Annotated in this window: 15 protein-coding genes and 2 pseudogenes; 11 read left to right on the forward strand and 6 right to left on the reverse strand. The window is 39.9% G+C overall.

Annotated elements, in window-relative coordinates; genetic code table 11:
• The first annotated feature begins 91 nt into the window (after positions 1 to 91).
• The 8 genes and pseudogenes from ACSZOX_RS05150 (at position 92) to ACSZOX_RS05185 (ending at position 11257) form a co-directional block, all read left to right on the forward strand.
• Positions 92 to 3592, forward strand: a complete 3501-nt coding sequence (locus ACSZOX_RS05150; protein WP_437918744.1) for a hypothetical protein — start codon at positions 92 to 94, stop codon at positions 3590 to 3592.
• 11 nt (positions 3593 to 3603) lie between these two features.
• Entirely contained in the window at positions 3604 to 8262 is a 4659-nt protein-coding gene (locus ACSZOX_RS05155; protein WP_437918745.1) for a DUF6443 domain-containing protein, read from the forward strand.
• A gap of 3 nt (positions 8263 to 8265) precedes the next feature.
• Positions 8266 to 8781, forward strand: coding sequence for a hypothetical protein (locus ACSZOX_RS05160; protein ID WP_437918746.1), 516 nt, complete (start codon positions 8266 to 8268; stop codon positions 8779 to 8781).
• A gap of 55 nt (positions 8782 to 8836) precedes the next feature.
• The gene (locus ACSZOX_RS05165) at positions 8837 to 9061 is read left to right on the forward strand and encodes a hypothetical protein (RefSeq protein ID WP_437918747.1); all 225 of its coding nucleotides are present in this window, start codon (positions 8837 to 8839) and stop codon (positions 9059 to 9061) included.
• Between the two features lie 15 nt (positions 9062 to 9076).
• Positions 9077 to 9448: a hypothetical protein gene (locus tag ACSZOX_RS05170; protein ID WP_437918748.1), complete on the forward strand. Its 372-nt coding sequence runs from the start codon at positions 9077 to 9079 to the stop codon at positions 9446 to 9448.
• A 265-nt stretch (positions 9449 to 9713) separates the two neighbouring features.
• Positions 9714 to 9867, forward strand: a pseudogene (locus ACSZOX_RS05175) (RHS repeat-associated core domain-containing protein); the annotation flags it as partial.
• Positions 9858 to 10496 carry a hypothetical protein gene (locus ACSZOX_RS05180; RefSeq protein ID WP_437918958.1) on the forward strand — a complete coding sequence of 213 codons (639 nt, stop codon included), beginning with the start codon at positions 9858 to 9860 and terminating at the stop codon, positions 10494 to 10496. The pseudogene ACSZOX_RS05175 and the gene ACSZOX_RS05180, both read left to right, overlap by 10 nt.
• A gap of 2 nt (positions 10497 to 10498) precedes the next feature.
• Positions 10499 to 11257: a hypothetical protein gene (locus ACSZOX_RS05185; protein WP_437918749.1), complete on the forward strand. Its 759-nt coding sequence runs from the start codon at positions 10499 to 10501 to the stop codon at positions 11255 to 11257.
• A 265-nt stretch (positions 11258 to 11522) separates the two neighbouring features.
• On the opposite strand, the gene ACSZOX_RS05190 is transcribed toward ACSZOX_RS05185, so the two are convergent.
• The 3 genes and pseudogenes from ACSZOX_RS05190 to ACSZOX_RS05200 form a co-directional block, all read right to left on the reverse strand.
• Complete coding sequence (locus ACSZOX_RS05190; protein ID WP_437918750.1) at positions 11523 to 12461, reverse strand: hypothetical protein; 939 nt, start codon at positions 12459 to 12461, stop codon at positions 11523 to 11525.
• Complete coding sequence (locus tag ACSZOX_RS05195) at positions 12433 to 13413, reverse strand: ISL3 family transposase (protein ID WP_437918751.1); 981 nt, start codon at positions 13411 to 13413, stop codon at positions 12433 to 12435. Before ACSZOX_RS05195 ends, ACSZOX_RS05190 begins: the two co-directional genes overlap by 29 nt.
• Before the next feature lie 45 nt (positions 13414 to 13458).
• Positions 13459 to 13943 (reverse strand): annotated as a pseudogene (locus ACSZOX_RS05200) (ATP-binding protein).
• 254 nt (positions 13944 to 14197) lie between these two features.
• Here ACSZOX_RS05200 and ACSZOX_RS05205 point away from each other — a divergent pair.
• Together ACSZOX_RS05205 and ACSZOX_RS05210 are read left to right on the forward strand one after the other, a co-directional pair.
• Positions 14198 to 17224, forward strand: coding sequence for an HsdM family class I SAM-dependent methyltransferase (locus tag ACSZOX_RS05205; protein ID WP_437918752.1), 3027 nt, complete (start codon positions 14198 to 14200; stop codon positions 17222 to 17224).
• Positions 17224 to 17925, forward strand: coding sequence for a hypothetical protein (locus ACSZOX_RS05210; RefSeq protein WP_437918753.1), 702 nt, complete (start codon positions 17224 to 17226; stop codon positions 17923 to 17925). The genes ACSZOX_RS05205 and ACSZOX_RS05210 overlap by 1 nt, the downstream gene beginning before the upstream one ends.
• 24 nt (positions 17926 to 17949) lie before the next feature.
• Here the strand turns inward: ACSZOX_RS05210 and ACSZOX_RS05215 are convergent, their stop codons facing one another.
• The 3 genes from ACSZOX_RS05215 to ACSZOX_RS05225 form a co-directional block, all read right to left on the reverse strand.
• Complete coding sequence (locus ACSZOX_RS05215) at positions 17950 to 19032, reverse strand: DUF4365 domain-containing protein (RefSeq protein ID WP_437918754.1); 1083 nt, start codon at positions 19030 to 19032, stop codon at positions 17950 to 17952.
• A gap of 45 nt (positions 19033 to 19077) precedes the next feature.
• A complete protein-coding gene (locus ACSZOX_RS05220; RefSeq protein ID WP_437918755.1) occupies positions 19078 to 19461 on the reverse strand; it encodes a hypothetical protein in 384 nt (127 codons plus the stop codon).
• A gap of 91 nt (positions 19462 to 19552) precedes the next feature.
• Positions 19553 to 20080 (reverse strand): hypothetical protein, encoded by a 528-nt coding sequence (locus tag ACSZOX_RS05225; RefSeq protein ID WP_437918756.1) that lies wholly within the window; start codon positions 20078 to 20080, stop codon positions 19553 to 19555.
• A gap of 605 nt (positions 20081 to 20685) precedes the next feature.
• Here ACSZOX_RS05225 and ACSZOX_RS05230 point away from each other — a divergent pair.
• Positions 20686 to 22149, forward strand: coding sequence for a TlpA family protein disulfide reductase (locus ACSZOX_RS05230; RefSeq protein WP_437918757.1), 1464 nt, complete (start codon positions 20686 to 20688; stop codon positions 22147 to 22149).
• The last annotated feature ends 9 nt before the right edge of the window (positions 22150 to 22158 follow it).

Here is a 22158-nt window from a genome sequence, read left to right on the forward strand (position 1 = left end):
CCCTATGAATTCGTTAGCTTTCTATTTCAGAAGGAAGATAATTTTTTGTTTGCAGCATATATTGTGTTTTATATGTCTTAGCATGCTGTTTTTGTTTAGAACATCATCATTTGCGCAGGTCAGTCCTCCGCAGTTTCTCTCACCGAACACCGAAGCACTTTTAAAATTCTCTGAAATTCCCGTTTCGAATTATACAGGTGTTGTGGGAGTTTCTGTTCCTTTGGGATCATTTGATCTATCCGTAAAAAACATAGATATCAGTATTGACTATAATGCTTCAGGTATAAAGGATACGGATATGCCCACATGGGTGGGATTGGGGTGGTCCTTAAAGGTAGGTGGAGCTATAGTAAGATCTGTTAAGGGATATCCCGACGACTATGTAAATGGAAATTTTACTTTTAGTGATTTTGTGCGCTCCAATCTGCCGCTTGCTTCAGGTAGTTGGAGTTCTGCATTTAACATTAACACAGATTATGATATTTACAACAGTTCATCGTTTTTTTCTTGTCTGGATTATTCTGGAAACGAAACTGTAGATACACAGTATGACATCTATCATTACAGTTTTAACGAATTTTCAGGAAAATTCACATTCGATAATAACGGTAATATTCTGAAGCTATCACACGATAATTTAAAAATAGAATATCAGCCAAACAAAACGTTTAAGGTCACCGATGGAAACGGATTGGTTTATTTATTTGCGACTGCGGAGACGAGAAATGTGACAGGTAGAAATGGAGGCGAATACCCCTATGTAAGTAGCTGGTATTTAACTTCCATAACCAATAGTGTTAACCAAGATAAGATAAGTTTTGTGTATAAACAGCTTTATCAGTACCAATCAGGTACATCTTCGTTCAATTACTACAATTACTCGGATCGTGTCAAGATATTTGATGATTCAAAGGCGGAAAGAAGAGTTTATATCAACGGTATTGACGTGTTAGAGTTTTATTGGGGAGAACCGGCGACCTGGCAGAGATATGTGCTGAGCACTTTTGGACAGCATTCTACACCTGCATCGGAGGCTTTTTCCATTAATCAGTACCTATCTAAGATTATTCATAATAAAGATACCGTACATTTTTACTCGCACTCAGATCCTTCGGATCTGTTGATGCGTACATTTTTGGATAGTATTAAGGTGGTGAACGATCAAAAGAAGGTAAGCGATGTTAAATTTTCTTTCGGTAGTTTCGAAGGTTATAAAATAGTGAATTTTTTGGGTAATAGCCAGATTGAAGGCCTCAGCAAGTTGTCTTCTGTGCAGGTTAACGGTAAAACATATAGCTTTGACTATTACGAAACACTACACGGTAAGAGCCTCTTCCATAATCTGAACCAGGCTATAGGTTATAAGGTAGGAAAGGATTTTTGGGGCTACTACAATGGAGAAGACTATGAGCCTGAAGATCCGTTTTTTAAAGTTTATAATTCCAGCAGGCTTTCCGAAACCGGACAGGCAGAACTTTACAGCTATGGACTTCAATACAGGAATAGTGCCTTCCGGAATCCAGATGCTAAGTATGCACAGCTGCGTTCACTAAAGAAGGTTCGTTATCCCACGGGAGGCTCCGCCGAATTTGAATATGAAGGGAATACCTATTCGTATGTTGGATATGCTCCCAATGGCTTTCAAGAGAATGTTCGGAACGATGATGCGATGCAGTTACAGTTGGATTCACTGGTGAGTAGGACTATCTCTTCCGTGTCGACCACATCTGGGAGTGACTACAAGACCAAAGAGTTTACTGTTCATGAAGATCAAACCGTGGGCATAAACCATATCATAGGTTTTCCGACAAATTCTGCACAGCTCACCTGGGCAGACTACAATGCTTATGTTCAGTACCAATCCGCTGGCATTTTTGGGCGTTGTACAATATATAAGTTTAACTCTGTGACCAACAGTTTTGATCTTCAGGTATTTCAGAGAGAGTTTGATCTAGTGACAGCGATCGGCAGTCCCGTCAACGAAGACCATTTTCAGCAGCTGCTTCGCAATACAGTTTCGGGAGGTACTATCTCTCTTTCTTTAGGGGAAGGCCGCTACAAAATGGAATCGTTCATTGTTGGTCCCGCCTCTTTCCAGAGCAATCTGACAGTTTCCTATAAATTTGCGTATAAGAAGGGGGATATCTTCAACAGTGGTGGTATCAGGATAAAGAATATCAAATATACCGATCAGAACAACGTTGTCAAATCGAAGCACTATACCTATGACTGGGATTCCGGTGCTAGTTCGGGGGTTTTGGAGACACCGATTGATCTCGTATTTCCTTCATTAATGGGGTTCCAGAATATTACTACAGCAGGTTATCTTTTAGGGGGAATGGAAGCAAAAGAGCGAGCCCTTTTTTTTAATGTTAATTATACGGGAAATGTAAATGTTCAATCGCATTCCGGGGTTCATGTAGGATATGCCAGAGTCACGGAATGGGAAGAAGGAAATGGAAGAACCGTTTACCATTATACATCAGGAAAAATTCCGGCAGTCAATCTGGCATCGCACCTTGGGGATGTTTACAGTGTAAGGCAATATCTTTCCTATCCTATCCGTACCAATCTGCAGACGGACTACTCATCTTTACGGGGACTCCTTACTCAAAAAGAACTATACGACGAAAATGGCACGATCAAGAGCAGGCAGCATCTAAGTTATAATATGTCTCCATTGACTGACCGATCTTCAGTAGCATTACTATTGCCAATTAAAGCAATATATCAAAAGATTAGAGGAGAACTTTATGGCAATGATTTAGTTTTCTTTGGAAAGGGGCAACTAGAACCGGAATTCATCACTACTTTTCCGTATTATCCTGTTCTGCTCAAAGATTCAACAGTTAACTATTTCGGGACGGAACTTTCACGGACTGTCACCGGATACCAGTATTCGCTTGCACAGCATTCTGGTCCGATCGCTGTCACCAGAACCGCTTCAGATGGTTCGATAGCCAGGACAGAATATAAGTACGCTACTGATTTTTTAACGGATAATATCTATAATAAGATGGCTGTAGATCATAATATGGTAAGTCCGGTTATCGAAGAGCTACAATATAAAGGGAATAAACTCGTATCTGGGAATTTCAATGGGTATAAAAATTGGAACGGTGTCATTGCTCCCGAGTATGTATCTAAGAAGTATGGTTCGGGCGGCTATGAAGTTGAATTGACCGTTAATAAATATGACGGTCTGTTTAATCCTTCAGGTATTGTGAAAAAGAACGGGAGTAGCGAAGTTTACCTTTGGAGCTATGGGGATCAGTATCCTATTGTAAAGATTATCAATGCAAGCTATATTCAGGTTGAAGCGGTTCTTGGAAGTAGTACCATTTCAAATTTTTCGCAGAAGTACAGTCCTACTTTACAGGAGATAAAAACATTCGTTGCTCCACTAAAAAACAACCTTCCACAAGCTCAGGTTTATATATATACCTACCAACCGTTAGTTGGTATGACAAGTAAAACAGATCCCCGTGGTATTACGGAATATTACCAATATGATAGCTTTCAGCGGCTAAGGGAGGTTCTGGACTTTGATAGCAATATTTTGAGAAATTACCAGTATAATTATAAACCATAAACAGCCTGATCGTGAAGAAATCCATTTTTAGTTCTATTCTGATATATCTGGGTGTTATCCCTATAGGTTTATTCGCACAGAGCGATACGTTGAACGCGCACCTTTCGGGCCAGATGTCTTCATTGTCTGTCCAGACCAATTCAACGGTGTCAACAACGCCGATTGTCAATGACAATATATATGTGCTGGCGCCTTCCATAAGCTATGGTTCCCCGCGTATATTTGGCGTTGATCAACAGATAGATTGGTCCCCTACCGATAATGGAGGAGGAGCGTCCTTTGGCGTAACTGTTGACCAGACGATCACCGGTTATTACAATCCGCTCAATACGGTGCTGAAATCGGACAATACCTTATATATAGCGAATGCAGGATACCATACTATTATGCAGCGTACTTCTTCCGGTACGCAGACAGTGTTAGCGGGGGGAAATAGTACAGTTTCGGGTTACGTTAACGGCACCGGTAGTACTGCGCGTTTTAAACATCCGAGTTTTCTGGCGATGGATGCATCGGGAAATATTTTTGTTTCCGATCAGCAGAACCACCGTATCCGTAAGATAACCCCTGCCGGGGTTGTGACAACCTTTGCGGGAAGCGGTTCCATAGGTTCTGCCAATGGGACGGGGACAGCCGCATCGTTCAACTACCCGATGGGATTGGCTTTCGATGCTTCGGGAAATCTGTATGTAGCAGATGCCTATAACCATAAGATCCGTAAGATTACAACGGCCGGTGTAGTAACAACAGTTGCCGGCAGTGGGACAGCCGGTCTATTGGACGGTACACTCCTGAATGCACGGTTCAACTATCCGATCGCTTTATCCTTTGATAGCAACGGAGATCTGTATGTAGCGGACCGTACCAATAATGCGGTGCGTAGGATAAGTGGCAATGATGTGACCACTATAGCAGGAGGTACGTCGGGCAATCAGGATGGAATCGGTACAGCAGCCAAATTCCAGGTAAACAACCTCATAGTAAACAAGGGAAATATTTACTTTGTGGACCAGACGAACAGTGGGCTGAAATTTCTTTCGCCTTCGGGAAAAGTGACCACAATTTCCACCAGTGGAATGTTCACGAATCCTTTTGGTCTATCCATAGGACCCGATGGCAAATATTATCTCACTGAAAATGCAGTTAACCAGATCAAGAAGGTAACTATACAGGCTGCATATACGATCAGCCCTGCACTTCCAACAGGGCTTACATTTGACATTTCGACGGGAAGAATAACGGGCAAGGTGAGCACGACGCTTGCACAGCAGAGCTATACGGTAACGGCACGTAACAGCGGCGGAACATCAACGGCAACTGTCACTTTCACTATATCTAACGATGGGGGATTGAACCTGAGTGCCGGTCAGAACTATATTGTTACCCGTACACCTCGCAACCTGGGCTATCTTACAGCGGCTTCCTTGGATGGCAAACCTGTGGAAGATGTTAACGTTGACATTCAATATATTGATGGTCTGGGACGTCCCTCGCAGACGGTCCAATGGCAGGCAGGGGCAAATGATAAGAAAGATATTGTCCAGTACATCGAGTACGATGGCTTAGGGAGGGAATCTATAAAATACCTTCCTTATGCCGAGCAGACAGGCAATGATGGCAGTTACAAGACCTCTGCGAAGACCAACCAGTTGAATTATTACAAAAGTACGGGCTGGGACAGCCATGTGAATAAAACGGATTATCCGTATTCTGTTACAGTTTTCGAGAACAGTCCGTTGAACCGAGTGCTGGAGCAGGGAGCTCCGGGATCGGCCTGGCAGCCTGCAGTTACACGCAGTTCGGTAACTACAGCCTCGACGACGGGTCATACCCTGGTTTCGGACTATGGAACGAATAAGTCAGATGAAGTACGCCTATGGCAGATCACGGCCACGGGGGCAAGCGGTACGACGTACTATGCAGCTGGCAAGCTCCATAAAACGGTTATCAAGGATGAGAACTGGGTTAACAGCAGTACGGATCCTGATAATCCGACCCGTACAGGTACTGCAGAGGAATTTAAGGATTTTGAAGGCCGTGTCGTTCTCAAGCGTATTTGGGAAAGCGATAGCAAAGCGCTGAACACGTACTATGTATATGATGATTTCGGAGACCTGCGTTATGTGGTTCCACCAGGATATACAGCTACAACAGTCACAGATAATAATACGGATTTCAATGAGCTGGTGTATGCCTACCGTTACGACGGCAGGCGTCGATTGGTGGAGAAGAAGATCCCTGGGAAGGGCTGGGAATATATAGTCTACAACAAGAATGACCAGCCCATCCTGACACAGGATTCGGTGCAACGAGTAGCTAGAAAGTGGAACTATACGAAGTATGATGCATTTGACAGAGTGGCCTCTACGGGGATCTATACCAATACGACAAGTGGGCAGATTACGCGCAAACAGGTGCAGGCACTTGCTGACGCCGTGAGTAGCCAATGGGAGAGTCGTGTTGGAACGGCTTCTTATACCAATGTGAGCTTTCCAACGACATCCGCCCAAATAGCGGAATACACGGTGAACTACTATGATGATTACGCCTTTAAGACCTCGACTGTACTGCCCGCTACCTCTGGACTGGACAGTACATATATGGTAACAGGGCTTTTGACAGGCACGAAGGTAAGCCAGGATGACGGTAGTGCACCGCTGCTTACGGTGAACTATTATGATAAACGAGGGAGACTGATCCAGTCTATTGCGCAGAACCATTTGAGCGGTACGGACAGGGTGACGAATACGTATAGTTTTGTCGGTGAATTATTGACATCTCAGCGTGAGCATATTCCCAGTTCAGGTAGCACGACGACGATCCTGACTACGAATAGCTACGACCATGTGGGTCGGTTGAAGGACACAAAGAAGAAGATCAATAGCCAGACAGAGGTCCTGCAGAGCCGGCTTGTCTACAATGAGATCGGTCAGCTCAAAACGAAGGGGATCCATAGCGAGAACAGCGGAACGAACTTCCTGACCACGGTAAGTTACGGCTATAATGAACGCGGCTGGGCAACGAATATATCTGCTACCCAGTTTACCGAACTGCTGAACTACAATGTCAATACAGCGGGAGTGCAGCTTACCGCACCGCAATTCAATGGTAATATTGCGCAGCAGCTCTGGGGGCATGCGGCAACGACAAGTAGTACGTTCAACTACAGCTACGATAAGCTTAACCGGTTGGCGAACGGTACAAGCTCGGGTACGACAGTGATGATCGAGGCATTGACCTACGATGATATGGGTAATATCAAGACACTGGCCCGTAATACAGGGAACACGACGACAACAACTTCGACGACCTATACGTATAACAATAGCGGCAAGAGTAACCGTTTGGCCAGCTTATCGGGTAACACGAATACCTATACATACGATGCGAACGGCAATGCGATGAAAGACCGCCTTGCGACTACCTTTACCTACAATCACCTGAACCTGCCGAAGACAGCAAATAGAACGGGTACAAGTGTAGCGTATCTCTACGATGCTAGGGGCGCAAAACTGCGTAAGACAGCGACGGTAGGCACAACGGTAACCCAACGTGACTACATCGGTGGAATCGAATACAGTAAGACCGGTACGGGAAGTAGTACAATCGATATGATCTTGACGGAAGAAGGTTACTTGCAGAACAGCAGCGGCACGTATAGCTACCATTACAATCTCAAAGATCATCTGGGTAATGTACGGGCGGTTATTAAACGGGGGGCGGCTTCGGCTACTACAGTGGATATCGTACAGCAGCAGGACTATTACCCGTTTGGAAAGACAAGGGCTCTTGTAACAGGCGGGAATAATAAGTATCTTTATAACGGTAAAGAAGTTCAGACGGAACTTGGTGACCAGCTGGATTATGGTGCAAGGTTTTATGATGCGGAGATCGGAAGATGGAACGTCGTGGATCCGCTGGCGGAACAAGGAAGAAGATGGTCTCCATATACCTATGCGTTAAATAATCCGATACGGTTTATTGATCCTGACGGGATGTGGCCAGATGATCCGAATGATCCGTTCGGAAACGGGATGTCGCTTGTTGAAAACATGTATTATTCAACACTTGACGGAGCCACATCAGCTGTTAGAACATTGACGTCTTACGCGCGATCATTTTTTACCGATGAGCCTGTACAGGAAATTCAGTTTTCTTATACTGATCAGGGAAGGGTAGGAACGCGTGTGGAAGTTGAGGGGAATAAACACGTAGCAGCAGGAGTGGCGGCACTAACCATAGCAGCTTCGTATCCAGGCGGAGGAGGAAATGGATTGATTTTTGGTAAAACTCCAGGAACTACCTCGTCGGTAGTAAAGACTGCCGGAGATGTTTTGAAAGAGAATAAGGCGGCGGGGAAAGTTGGAGAAGACTTTTTGAATAATCTTTTCGGCGGAACTCCTCAGAAAACTTTTAATACTACAGAAGGGAAAAGAGTGGTCGATAATTTTGTAGATGTGACGGCTCAGGAGTCAAAAGTAGGGCGTACTGCCGCTTCTAGCAGGGTAAAAGATCAGGTTTCGAAGGATGCAGCACTTATCAAAGATTCTACAAGTGGTGTTAAGAGTGTTGAATGGCACTTCTTTCCTGGTAAAACAGGAACTGGTCCCACAAAACAATTAGAGGAATTGCTCCGTAAAAATGATTTTAGTATTTTTATTCATAATTAAATTATGTCATATCCACTTTTTATACCTCCAGAGAAGTTTTTTTCGACCAAGAATTTTGATTGGTCTTTAAAAGATGCTAAAGAATATTTCAACTGGTTTATGTCTGTGAAAGATGAAAGATCGGCTCGATATTTAGAATATTTATCTATTGAGAGGGGTGCGCTGAATATTGAAGTTTTGTGTGAGAGAATATACGAAACCTTGAATAACGAAGAATTCTCTTTTAAAGATGATGGAGGTGTGCTCAGGTTAACTAACGCAGGGTATGCTTTTGCTGCAGATACTTCTATTGTACTATCTGATTACATCATAAATAAGTATAAAGGTGAAGTTTACTGGGATGTTGTTAAGAAACCAAAGAGCGATATCTCCTACCATTTACCGGCATTATTTGGCTTTAAAAAACTCCCTTATGTCGAATTGATGAGGGCAAGTGTTTCAAACTATGTTACTCTATGGCGAGGAAAAGAGAACTCGAATATATGGAAAAGGATGGTCGATCTTGATCACTTGTTTTAATGGATATTGACTTAATACGATCCAGCCCAATCTTTCACCGGATTGGGCTTATTTATTGTGCATAAGCTTAGAAGAGCGGCTACTCACGAGGTTGGAGCTGTTATGGGGGGAGGAGGCTGGGGTCAAAATAGAGACTGGTGTTGGCGCGCTTTTTGGTGGCGGAGGAGCGGTTCTTGGTATAATAATTGGAGGAGTAGTTGGTGCGATTGGAGGAGGGCTTGTTGGGGGAGGAGTTGCAGATGAGCTTTATGATAAAATTCAAGAGGTTATAAAAAAATAGCTGTAATATTTGATTATGTTTAGGAAAAAAAGCAATCCCTTTTACGAGAAATTAAAAGCGATAAATAAAAGAAAACCTTTTCTTGATAAGGTTAAGAGAGCTTTTTATTTAGGTGGTTTTAAGTATACATCTGATGGGTTTGAAATAATAAAAAATGCTATTTATCAATGCGAATTAAACTCAATTCTGTCTGGACAAAACTATGATGCAAGAGAAGATAATATTGAGCTCTATTTAATAGAAAGTGATTTGGAAGAAGTCAATCTAATTGTGATATTTGATCCTTATGAGCTTTCTGCTGGAGAAGATTTGATAGGAATAATACCATGTGATAAGATAATTTTAAGCAAATTAAATAACATAGAGCAAATATTTCCTTTATCTTAGCGAATACTCCTTTAAATTTTAAGCTACGTTTATTTTTTTATTTGAGCTTTTTTATATAGGGCTTTCTGCTTGGCTAATAATGGTCAATTCGATCTTTACGGGCCGGATCCTTTGGAGGCTACATTTGCTGTAACAGATGGACGGGTCAACCGTAAAATACCGCTTGTGCAAACCAAACAAACCGCTTCTTTGGGTAGGTGAAGTTCTTTGAGAAAGGCGTTTTGCAGCTGCCACAGAATCGGGCGGACTACGAAAAAGTCGTGGAAGCCAGTACGACTACGGAGCAAGGTTCTATGACCCGGAGATAGGTAGATGGAATGTGGTGGATCCATTGGCGGAGACGATGCGGAGGCATAGCCCCTACAATTATGCTTTTGACAATCCGATACGTTTTATAGATCCGGATGGTATGGGGCCAGATGATCCTAATGATCCTTTTCTTTTTGCAAGATTAATCTATACCGCATGGAAAGATACTGAACATGCCATATATAATACTGCTGCTCGAGCTATAGGTTCGGATAGTCGCATGCGTTACAGAACTGTTGATGGTAGTGAAACCTTTGAAACAGAATTGTATTCTGTACAATTGAATACGATAGAGGATGTCGCTGAAGAACTAATAAGTACAGGACTTGATCTTGCAGCAGTGTCTTCTGGAAAAATAGTCGATGGGAATACCTTACTTTCTACTACAGAAAGTAAAGGTAGTGCGAGTAGAGAGGTAAAAGAAATTATACATGCAAACTCTAAATTAAGTGACAAGGCTCAGCATAATTATAATATCTTAGACACATGGTTTGACAATAAGAGAGTTAAAACAGGTATAAGTAGTGGTAAAGAAACAAAAGATGGTAAATCATACAGAGGTCAGTCGCAAGCAAATAAGTGGAACAAAGAGGACGAAACGCCTGGTAAGTATGTTTCTGAAATTGTGAATAGAATTCCTGAAGGTAAGGGCGCTAGATTAAAGGCGCTAGATTATGAGAGTAAGGATGCTAAGAAATTGTTGGATCAATTAGATCCTACCAGACATAAACGACCGTGAATATGAAAATAAGATATATTGCATTACATATAAACAACGAATCACAAATTGATACAAAATTCGCTTTAAAATTTAATCTTAGATATAGGTTTATTTCTAACTTTTTGTCTCGTGAGATTAGAAAGTATAATTTGGAAAGTAGTGATTCTTTTAACATGATTTCTATTGTATCATCGTTAGACAAAGTTAAAATAAAAGATAATTTGAGTAATTCAGTTTTGCAGGCATATGTGCCACTTGATATTGACTACTACGAAAATAATAAAGGAATTATAAGATATGAATATGCTTTAAATTTGCTTGAAGAAGGCTATTACCTTTGTAATGAGTTTAAGAAAATCCCTCTTCATGAATTAATTATGTTACATAATGATTTCCGTAAAAAAGGTTATAAAAATGAGTGGCTCTATAAGAAAAATAAAAGCAAAGAGCATAATATTGAAGTTATTTTGAAATGCATATTTAATGAAGAAGAGTTTAAACTAGAGATGAACGTAAAAGATTTGACAACAAAATCAGATCTAGCTACAGGTTTCGTTTTACGTACATTACCTGATGAATTGTTTTTCTCTAAACTATTTAAGAATGTTTTGATTAATGAAAGGGAAATTATTATTACTGAGTTCCACGATAGACCCAAATTTAAATTTGTTATGGAGGATATAAAAAAAGGAGTGTTTGAATGCTCAGTATTTAATAACGGATTAGAATATGATAATGATTTTATTTCGATTGATGATTTTGTGAACAAATTGAGATAATCGCAGTCTTCAATCGGATTGGGCGTTGTTGTTTTATTTGAGTATTGCCTGTAGATGATCAAAAACAGGTAAGTCTACAAATGTGCCACAGAAATTATGGGTATTTTTGCAAATTTTGCGATATCCCCATAAAAGAAAAAAAGCCTGCAAATCATTGTTTTGCAGGTTTTTGATCTATTTTTAAGCTCTTTTGAAAGCTTTGAAAATCTGTCTTGGAGGAGAGGGCGGGATTCGGACTTAATTACTTATCTAGTTGTAACGTGATTTATATTTTTGGCAGAATTGAAACAATTTTACTCTTAAACCAGTCTGTATCAACAAGAGATTCTTTTGATAGATTATATTTTTGAAGAAAAGATTTGTTATAACTTTTATTAAAAGCCTTATCTTTTTTTCCGGCCATATCTAGATATGGATAGAACATTTCAACTTCATCAGATTGTAGTGCATTGACAATATCGGTTTCAAAATTTGCATCTTCTTTTATGCCATTTATTTGATCTTTAAATTCTTCATATCCTTTTCTAGCCATTTTGTAATCTTGAACAATATTAAATATCTTTGCTTTTTTTTGTGAAATCAAATCTTTTATGTAAAGATCTTTAGGAAATTCGGGATAGGCTTCAAAGATGTTATCGGGATGAAAAAGGAGATTTTCAAAGCAATACATATCTATAACTAAATAGTTCGGGTGCTTGCTTTTGAGAGTCTGGACTTCCTTACTAGTCAAGAAATCCTTATCTCGTAAAGCTAGATTATGTTTTTCGTGAATTGCACACTGGAAAACTGCTCTACAATCATTTTTACCTATAAATGAATATCCATTTAATTTTAAAAGTCCTAATAACTCATGGTTTTTTCCCTCACAATAAATTATTTTGACATCTTTTCGTATTAACCTTCCTAATGTTCGTAGAACTCCAGTTTCCCAAGCTAGATTTTTATTGTCGAACTTAAATGTTACTACTTCTATGTTATAATTCTCAAATTTTGATTTTGCATCCTCATATTCTGTTAGTGCTATAATGTGATCAGGCATAAGATAGTCGAGATAGTTTGTATCGAGTTCATCAATTACATTCTGTCCGCCATCGGGCTCTAAAGCATTGTCTCCAGCTCGTAAGGGTAAAATCATATCTAGAATCAGCAAATTGAATTTTGTTTCTGCTAATCTATTAAGAGCTTCTATTTGGGATCCCGCCATGAGCTGAATCCGGAGAGCTTTTGTTTTCAGATAGTGTGCTTTGATTTTCAGCTATTTGTTGATCGTCAACCCGTAACTGCTTATTGGCCAACAAAGCTGTGGCTTTGCTGTAATGCCTGATCAAAACTTTCTGTACCGCCTCACTTAAATTTTTCAACAAGTGCCAACGATCGGTGACCTGGATAGATTGGGGAGCACCCAAAGTAATAGCTTTTTGATAGTTACTGTATCTATCCCGGCTCATTACTTCAATCTCTGGACGTTCCTGTAGCCATTTACGCAATGTCTCCTGTTCACGGTCTGGTAATAGATCTATCACTTTCCCTGTGTGGAGATTGACCAAAATACTACCGTAACTTTTCCTTTTTTTGTAAGCCCAATCGTCTACGCCAATGGCGGTTACACCTTTTGCTGGTGAAAAATCGCTTTTTTCAATCAACCGTAGTACAGTCGTATCGCTCGTGGGTATCGACAATATGGTACAAATCCGCTGAGCAGGCCTTCCTCCGGCAAGAAGCCCAAGTTGTCTGATCTTACTTTCCAGACGCTCAGTCCTCCGTTTATATGGCCTGAAATGACTCTCGAACCTCTCGGTGAATATTTTGAACGGACATTCGTGTTGATGACAATAAAATTTACGAGAGCGAAGAATAATTCTGGAAGTTTTACCAAAGACAGGAAGATCTGCGATCTTGCGGGTGTAATAGCTGTGGATTCTTTTCGAAGTGATGCAGCAGTTTGGGCAGACAGCACTTCGGGTAGTACTCTGCACATAAACTACCAGTACATCTTGCTGGTTATCTACTGATATAATCCTGAAGTTATCACCATCGTCCGAAAAAACAAGTTTTGATGCATTCATTAAAATATGAACGCTAATGGAAGACAAATATGATGGTATTACCACCAAAAGTGGGGAAGAACCAGTGACGATGCCAGTGATTTCGGTCAAACCGTGCCACTTAAAAGATCATACAATTATATAAAAAAGATGTCGTTATTCGTGTTTCAATATTCCTTTTCTTAGGGATTCACCTTTCAGGTCTATCCTGTGTGAGGAGTTTACGATTCTGTCCAGTATTGCGTCAGCAATAGTTCCTTCACCACCGATGATTTCATACCAGGCGGATACCGGTATCTGTGAAGATATGATGGTTGATCTTTTGCCATGTCGATCGTCTATGATGTCCATCAAAGTCTCCCGGTCCTGATTATCGAAAGCCTGTAGGCCAAAGTCATCCAGTATCAACAGTTCGCCTTGTTCAGTTTTTCCAGCTCCTTGAGATATGTGCCGTCGACTTTGCTCAATTTCAACCGCTTAATGATTCTGGCCGTTACGCTGTAGAGTGTTTTTATTCCTGTGAGACAGGCCTGATGCCCGAGTGCTTGCGATAGATAACTTTTTCCTGTGCCGGAGGCGCCGCAGATGATGATGTTTTCTTTCCGTTGCACAAAGTCAAGGGTACCAAGACGCGCAAACATGTTTTTGTCCAGATTTCTTTCGCTGTGGTTCGCAGAGGGTTTTATGTTATTGTTCCACCTGAATATAGAGCTAAAGGTATTATTCCGACCAGTTTGTATGTAAATGATCTAATGAACTTTTTGCAGGGATTCGTAAGTCAACTTGATTCTTGCAGAGTTCTAAGCTGGTTAATATCAAGGGTGCTAAGGACATAGGTAGGCGCTATTAATTAGTTTTTGGTATCCCGAAATATTAACTGTATTTTGCAAAAATAATGGAAACTGCAACAAGCATCAGTTTTGATTCGGCTTTAGGAAAGCTTGGAATGGATCTTCAATTATCCTCTAGTATTCGCTTTGTCTCAGACCGAATGAACGAAACAGACCCTGATTTGTATATTGCGCTTGAGTATGCGCTTGAGTTTGGAGCTAAAGCTGTTTATTTTAGATTTTACAATGACGCCCGACCGCCGAAACCACAAATTTATATTTATGATTCTTCTGATTTCACCTCTGAAAGTATTAGTGGTGCAGAAATTCATCATAAACTTTGGAATGCTGGCGTAGTGCCTTTTTGCTTTATCTTTGACAAGAGCAAAATACTGGTTTATAATTGTGCTAAAAAGCCTAAATGGGATGATAAAGGAGAAGATTTTACTACTTCGCCGCACGATTTTATTGATTTATTAAGTGAGGTAAGCCAAAAGCTAGACGAATATAATGTCCGGCAGTTTGATTCGGGTCTGTTTTGGGATTCAAATGCCGGAAAGGATTTCAAATACGAAGAAGGTGCTTATGAGCAATTACTAATCCAGCTGAAAAAAGTTAAAGCAAATATTATTTCCAGAGTTGGAGATGACAATGCTGCGCTTGTCAAAAGAGTTTTGATGATGCTTATACTAATTAAGTATCTTGAAGAACGTAAAGATGATGAAGGTAATGGAGCATTGAACCCAAAAGAATTCTACAATTCCTATAATCCTAATAATCCAACTCTTGAAGGGGTACTTGGAGATGCGGATACATTTACAAAAATGCTTCAGGCACTTTCGAGCAAAGAGCATTTCAATGGTCAAATATTTTATTTAAACGATAAAGAATGTGAGAAGCTTAAAAACGAAATAGATCTCACGCTTTTCCAACATTTCGTTAAGGGCGATGTTGATTTTGCATCCAAAGGGAAACATGGTATTGGACAAATGTCATTATGGAGACTTTATCAATTTAACTATCTTCCGATAGAATTGATCAGTCATATCTATGAGGACTTTTTGACTGATGAAAAAGGACAAAAGAAAAAAGGAGTTGTCTATACCCCTCCTTATTTGGTTCAGTTCCTTATAGACCAATGTATGCCTCTAAAAGAGGCCAAAGAAGACTTTAAGGTCATCGATCCGGCTTGTGGTTCTGGAATTTTTCTTGTCGGAGCATTCAAAAGAATGATTCAGTGGTGGAGGGTGAGGAACAGTTGGTCCAAGCCGAAAAAAGAAAATATTGAAGAGTTAAAGCAACTACTGAAAAATAATATTTTTGGTTGCGACTTAGAGAGTGAGGCTGTAACATTATCCTACTTTAGCTTGGGACTAGCACTGTTAGACGCACTATCTCCCAAAGAAATTTGGCGGAATGTTCACTTTGACAATTTAGTCGGTAGTAATCTTTTGCAAGGTGACTTTTTCAAAACACTTAACGAACAGAAGCTTAGTGACGATTTTCAGCTTGTTATTGGGAATCCCCCCTTCAATTCAGAATTTACTGAATGGGCAGAACGTGTTGATAAACAAGAAAAAAGTATCAACACATTGCGTCCAGATGTTCCGGATAATCAAATAGCATTATTATTCTTAGAGCAATCATTCAAATTATTGCAAGATAGAGGTAACTGTTGTTTGATTTTACCTTCTGGTCCGGTTTTATACAATACTAATACCCATGAATTTAGAAAATACCTTTTCGGACAATATCACTTTAAGGGAATATTTGACTTTACACCATTACGAGCAAAGCTCTTTGTAGGTAGTAGTTCAAGTGCTAAACCTGCTGTAGTTTCTGTATTTTCCGAAAAAACAAAACCGGATAACAAAACTACTTATCACTACATTTTCAGAAGAACAAAAGCCTCGGGAGAAAAGATTGATTTCGAAATAGACCATTATGATATTTATAAAATAACTCATAAGACATCATTGAGTAAAGCAAGGGTATGGCAGGCTAATTTTATGGGAGGCGGACGTTTACATCAACTATTAGATAAAGTTGCGGAACAACGAACATTGGGCCAATATTTGGACGAAATGGTTGAAAATAATGGGTGGAAAGTTGCTGAAGGTTGGATAGAATCACCTACCTCAAAACCAATTAAACGGATACAAGAACTCTCAAATAAAGACAATGTAACAACAGCAGAAGGCGAAGAACTCGACTTATTAGAAGAAAAACACAAAGCAGATTGGATAACTGGATATAATTTTGTTGAAACAGATGGTTTCAAAGAGAATGGTATTGAGTCGATTAGAAAATGTGAGATTGAGCATTTCTATAGAGCTTCAAAAACGAATAAAGAAGTTTTTCAACCTCCTCATATTTTAATAAAAGAGCAATCAGGTGTATCTTCTATTCCGATTGAGTTTAGAGATGACTATTTAACCTTTAGACATGAAATCATAGGAATTCATTCACCAGAGGACGATGTCGAATTGCTAAAAAAAATTGAAAAACGTTATAAGAATAATTCTGCGTATTCTGCATTACTGTGGTTATTGAGCGGTCGTATTATAACTACAAGAGAAGGTGTTGTTCTAAAAAACGATATTCTCTCTCTTCCATATCCCGAAAAGGAAATTCAATTTGATTCTATTGAAAAAGAATTACTCTCAGACATTTCATTGTATTATTCAGAGTTTAGAAAAGCGGGTGAAAAAAGTGTGATTTTAGAATCAATAGCAGGCACGCAAACATTAGAAAAATTTGGCGAACTTTATTGCAAAGTGCTTAATTCTATTTATCAAAACTTTAAATCACTTACTCCAATAGTTGGTAAAGAGTTTATAGCCTATCCCTTTATTCTAGGGGATAAACCAGAGATCGAAATCCCTACTTCTATAGAAGGTGTTGAGGGAAAATTAAAAACATTGATCAATGCCAAAAAGGGTCATAATCTTTGGATTAACCGTATTGTGAAAGTTTACCACAAGAACGTGATCTTTTTATATAAGCCAAATCAAAAAAGATATTGGCTTCCTTCCATTGCGGTCAGAGATGCGGACGAGACTTTTCTGGATCTATATAAACAGGGTAAGTAATGGGAGAAATGTCGGACAATACATATGGAACGCTTAGTAGTGCCCCGGACAATACTATAATTACTACTATCTACAGTTATGTCTCCTCGATTTTGTTGAGCTTTAAGGCTAAAAATGACGAGAATGAAAACACCATCACTAATCGCTTGTGTAAATCCCTAAATTCAAGAAAACCTACTGAATATTCTTTTCATTTTCATCACCAAAACCTAGAGAGTGATAAAGAAAATACGTCAACGGATTTTGCGGTTTTTGGTACTTATGCTTTTGCGCAGGAAAATAATATCGAAGACGACGATTCCCCTTCGCTAATAAAATTTGAGGCAAAACGCTTAAACTCCACATTACCATCCAAGCGCGAGAAAGAATATGTTTGTGGAGAATATGATGGAGATAAATGTTTGAAAAATTCGGGTGGAATCGAACGGTTTAAAAATGGCCGTCATGGTAAAGATGTTGTTCACGCCGGAATTATTGGGTATGTCCAAAGCGATACTCCTAAGCATTGGTTCGTTAAAGTCAATACGTGGATACAAGAGCAGATCTCGACCCCAAATAATGCTACATTGACTTGGGCCGCAAAAGATATTCTAGTGCCTGATAGTGAAAATGAAACTTTATCAAGCTATTTGTCTACTTCTGTTAGGGTTTTTGGTGACGAAATTAACCTTAGGCACTTCTGGATAGACATTTCTAAGTAATATTAAAGTTGAATCTATAGTCTTTTATCCCCTAAAATCTACAAACCCATCATGTTTTAAACTATCACGGATTAATTCAAATTGCTCTCTATGCTCCGAATTTGGGAAATTATTAATCATACTCTCGGCAAAATTTATTGCTCTATCTAAATCATCGAATTGGAATTCATTTATTAATATGATACCCGCCCAAGCTCGCGAATCGTCATCAGTAAATTCGTTAAGTATGATTTTTTTAAGGATTTCAACTTTGTCCGGCACGAGATCGATAATAGGATAAATATTTTGACCTATACTACCCCTGATAATGCCGTTTTCATCTATGTGTCGAAGTAGCTTGGCTATCTCATTTATCGCAAAATTCTCTGCTATTATCCGCTTCGAATTCTTCCTTATAGATTCATTAACGATATTCCCATCGTGCCAGTAGATATCGCCATGGCTGATTAAGTGCCGCATGATGTAAATAAGCAAATTCTCGATATCGAAATTATTTTCAATTGAAAATTGATTTATTAGATAGTACCAGCTTTCGATTTCATTTCTGTGAAAATGGAATAGGGATTTGATGGATTCGATTCTCGTATTTGCATTATTGGAGGGCACCAATCCCTTTAAGGCTTTGCCAAAATTCCAATCCGAATTGTACTTGTATCTATATGGACTGAAATGTTCGTAGAAGTTTTGAAAAGTGTCGGGAGTTAGGATATTTTCCTTCGACAATCGGACGGTGTATGGACCTGATAGATCATTATCTTTGAGATGATCAGATAAATCAACCCAATACGCTGAATCATCCTCAGGAATGTATACAATACCTGCGAGAGGTAAAATATGATTCTTCCAGTATTCAAAATGATTGAAGTCCGCTGTAATTACTGCATGCCTTTTATCAGAAGATTGGTATGAATCGCCCGATTTTATTTGTACACCAATACATAGCCCTGTCGCCGATTCGTTTTCGATAAATTCGATGTACGCATCGAGTCCTTGATCGTTCGATTCGTCTATTTTGTTAAATATGCAGTTTGAATGATTGACAAGTTGGGCAATATGGTTTACACCTAGAAACTCTGTACGTTTGCTTTCTTTTCTTTTAGTGCTCATGCTTGTAAGAATTTCATGTAAAAATATCTGTTGGCCATGCTTGAGCTATAACGTCAATCCATAAACAAACCTCCCATTTCCATCCTTCTTTTTATTCAGTTTTGGGAGTCCTTTTGTGCCATTACAACTCTTTAGTGCCTTCGCCAGATACAAAGGGCGAACAGTTCCTTTTAAATCAAATGTACAAGTTTCGAAGATTTCTAGTCCATTTTTTGCAACATCAAAGTAGCCAGACTTAATTTTTGCAAGTGCCCATTCTTGCACTTCTTGTTCAGGGACTAATTCAGTAAGATCTGCAAATTCAAGTCGTAAATCCTTTTCTTCTGTGCCGAAGGTAGCTATAAATTCGATGGTGCCATCGTAGAATCTTCTCTCTGCGCGGTAGATGGTATTATCCGCTTCATCTAATGCCTCTGATATGTTTATCAAATAGCTAGGATGTTGATTGATATTCGGAACTATCGCTTGCAAATCACAATCAAAAATTTGACGGAATATATTTGTGAATTTGTACCAAACATTATTTTTGTGGTTTCGCTTTATAAATATTTACTTCATTGCCGTCGATGATCTTTGTACCAACAATATTTATTAATTTCTTATTTCTATTCATTGCACTGGATATGTACGAACTTGAGTAATCCCAGCCAAATAAATTTAAAAACTCACTAATTTTGTCAACGGTTAGCCCAGATGTACAAAACTCGTCATTCTTCAATAAGTAATAAGTTATTGCATACGTGATAGCTTGGCGTTTGTCTAGTACTGTGTAAAATGATGTGTGAGATTTGTGTGTCGCCTTAAGATTATTACGAAAGTTATCTTCAAATTGAATATTTTTAGTGTTCAATTCGATCAATGATTTATCAAAAAATTCTGTCGCGATATTAATATCTTCGATAGTGAATAGGGCTTCTCCTTTTCGTATTCGAACGATAGTTCTAGCTGACTTCTCTATGAGATTAGCAAAATCTATATCAGCAACCCCACTAAAGTCAATAAGGTTAAGAATATTTTGTGTAATGAATTTTCTATCGATATTACTCATTACCCAAAAGTGAAGAGTAAGTAAATTACAAAAAGTGACATTTTATTCTTTTTTTGTAATTTGTTTTCTGTATGTTTGTATTGGAAATTGACCCACGGGTCAATTAGGTGTTTAAAACTAAGAGTCTTGCCGTCACAATTCTCACGCCACGACGCAAGGCAGCAGATTAAACACCCATGTCTATACTTTTATGCTATATTTGCATATCAGATAGATGTGGGCTCTGCTGTAAATCCGTGTCGTGTAAGGCGTGAGAAACTTTATTGTGACGACGGTGTGCAGGCCCACATGTATCAAAGGCCAGAGCATACCAAAAAGACTCGTTAATTTATAACGAGCAATGAAAACCAAAAAAGAAAAACTCTACAAAAATTTAATTTCTCCGCCCGACTAGGTGGTTGCAAACAGCCACTATGGCTTTTCTAAAGATGCGACAGTGCAACACCGAATCATAAAACCAGTTATGAAACCTAGTATCGTTCGCATCATTTCCAACAACATTTTACTAACTGTGTGTGGCCTAAGCTAGGTTTAGCCACAAAGGAGATATAGCGAAGAATAGAAAATAGCAGAACCTCTGGACCACACCCTTAAAACCTCGAAAAATGAACAATTTTTACAAGGGTGGGAGAGGACTGTGCCTATTGGAATGGCTATCCCACCTATTCAAATCAAAAAATAACCGGAGCCGGACATTGTTCTGCTTCGGGGTATGTTTCGTTTTGTTGTTTAGTAATCAGTTGCAAGCTCAGGAGCCCCGCAGGGACAGCGGGGCCGATGGGCAGCTGAACATACAGCCGCTTCAAATCGGGGATTCTATCCCCACAGCACTGTGGGATTTTGCACACACGCTGATACAAAGTGCTTCTGGGAACAAAACGATACGTCTGGGCGATTACAGCTCGAAAAAGCTAATCGTACTCGACTTTTGGGCAACATGGTGCACCACTTGTCTGGCGCGTCTTCCTAACCTGCACAGACTAGCTGAAGCAAACAGCAGTGAGATGGAACTTATCCCCGTAACCTATGAGGATGCAGATAAGGTTGCTAGATATTTTGGTATAACAAAAAATGAGAAACTCCAAAAACTCTGGCCTCATTTGAATTCGGTCGTCGGAGATAAGCTGTTGAAAGCCTATTTTCCACACACGGCCTTACCCCATTTGGTGATTATCCGTGATGGAATTGTGGTCGATATACCGCCATCTATCCTTGTGGATAGCCTTTATCTATCCAACATAATAGCCAATCCGCCACGAGCTGATGCCCATGACAAAAATGTTCCAAATGGAGATGAAAAGAAAACCTTCTTTTCGAAGTTCTCGGGCTTTAAGCAACAGGAATCTTCGGCTGCTACGCGACTTGACACTGTTTTACAGAGCCGCCACGTCCATTACAGCAATTATCCTATTGCAATGCTCTACCGCTTGACCGGGTGCTTTGACGAGGTGCTTACGACGACAGGACTCGTTGTCGCCGATACCTTATTCGATTTTGATCTCGACTTTACATCCGCTAGCCGTGAGAGCACCAACCCGCAGTACCTGGATTGGTGCCAACGCAACCTTTTTTGCTATGAGGCGAGCGTTCCTGCAAGCTACGATGGACAGGCGCTGAAGCTGCGCATGAAGAATGACCTTGATTTTTTTCTTGCCGTGCGGTCCTTTGTGGATAAACGTACGGTACCTGTCTATCTGTTAAAGTATAATGGTAAGCTCGAAACTATATTATCCAATAAGAAGCAGGGCATGCTCGTTACCGATGGGACGGTATACGATCGCAACACGCGAGAGCGTATAAAAGCCCCCTTATCGGCAAATGGCAATGCGAATTATATGCAAAGGTGCCGTATCAAAGATGTACTCGATTTGCTCAAGCAGAGCTTTCCCGGTCGTGCTGTCATTGATGAAACGGGCATTACGGCATTATTGGATATCGACCTTCCCGACGACTGTAAGGATTTTGCTGCGTTTAGGGATGCGTTGTATCGACAAAACTTCATTCTGGAAGAGGGACTCCGATCTCTGGATGTGCTGGTTCTTTCTCCTTATCAATCAAATCGTTATTAACCCCCAATT

The organism is Sphingobacterium sp. LRF_L2 (genome assembly GCF_965644235.1).
Classification (GTDB): domain Bacteria; phylum Bacteroidota; class Bacteroidia; order Sphingobacteriales; family Sphingobacteriaceae; genus Sphingobacterium.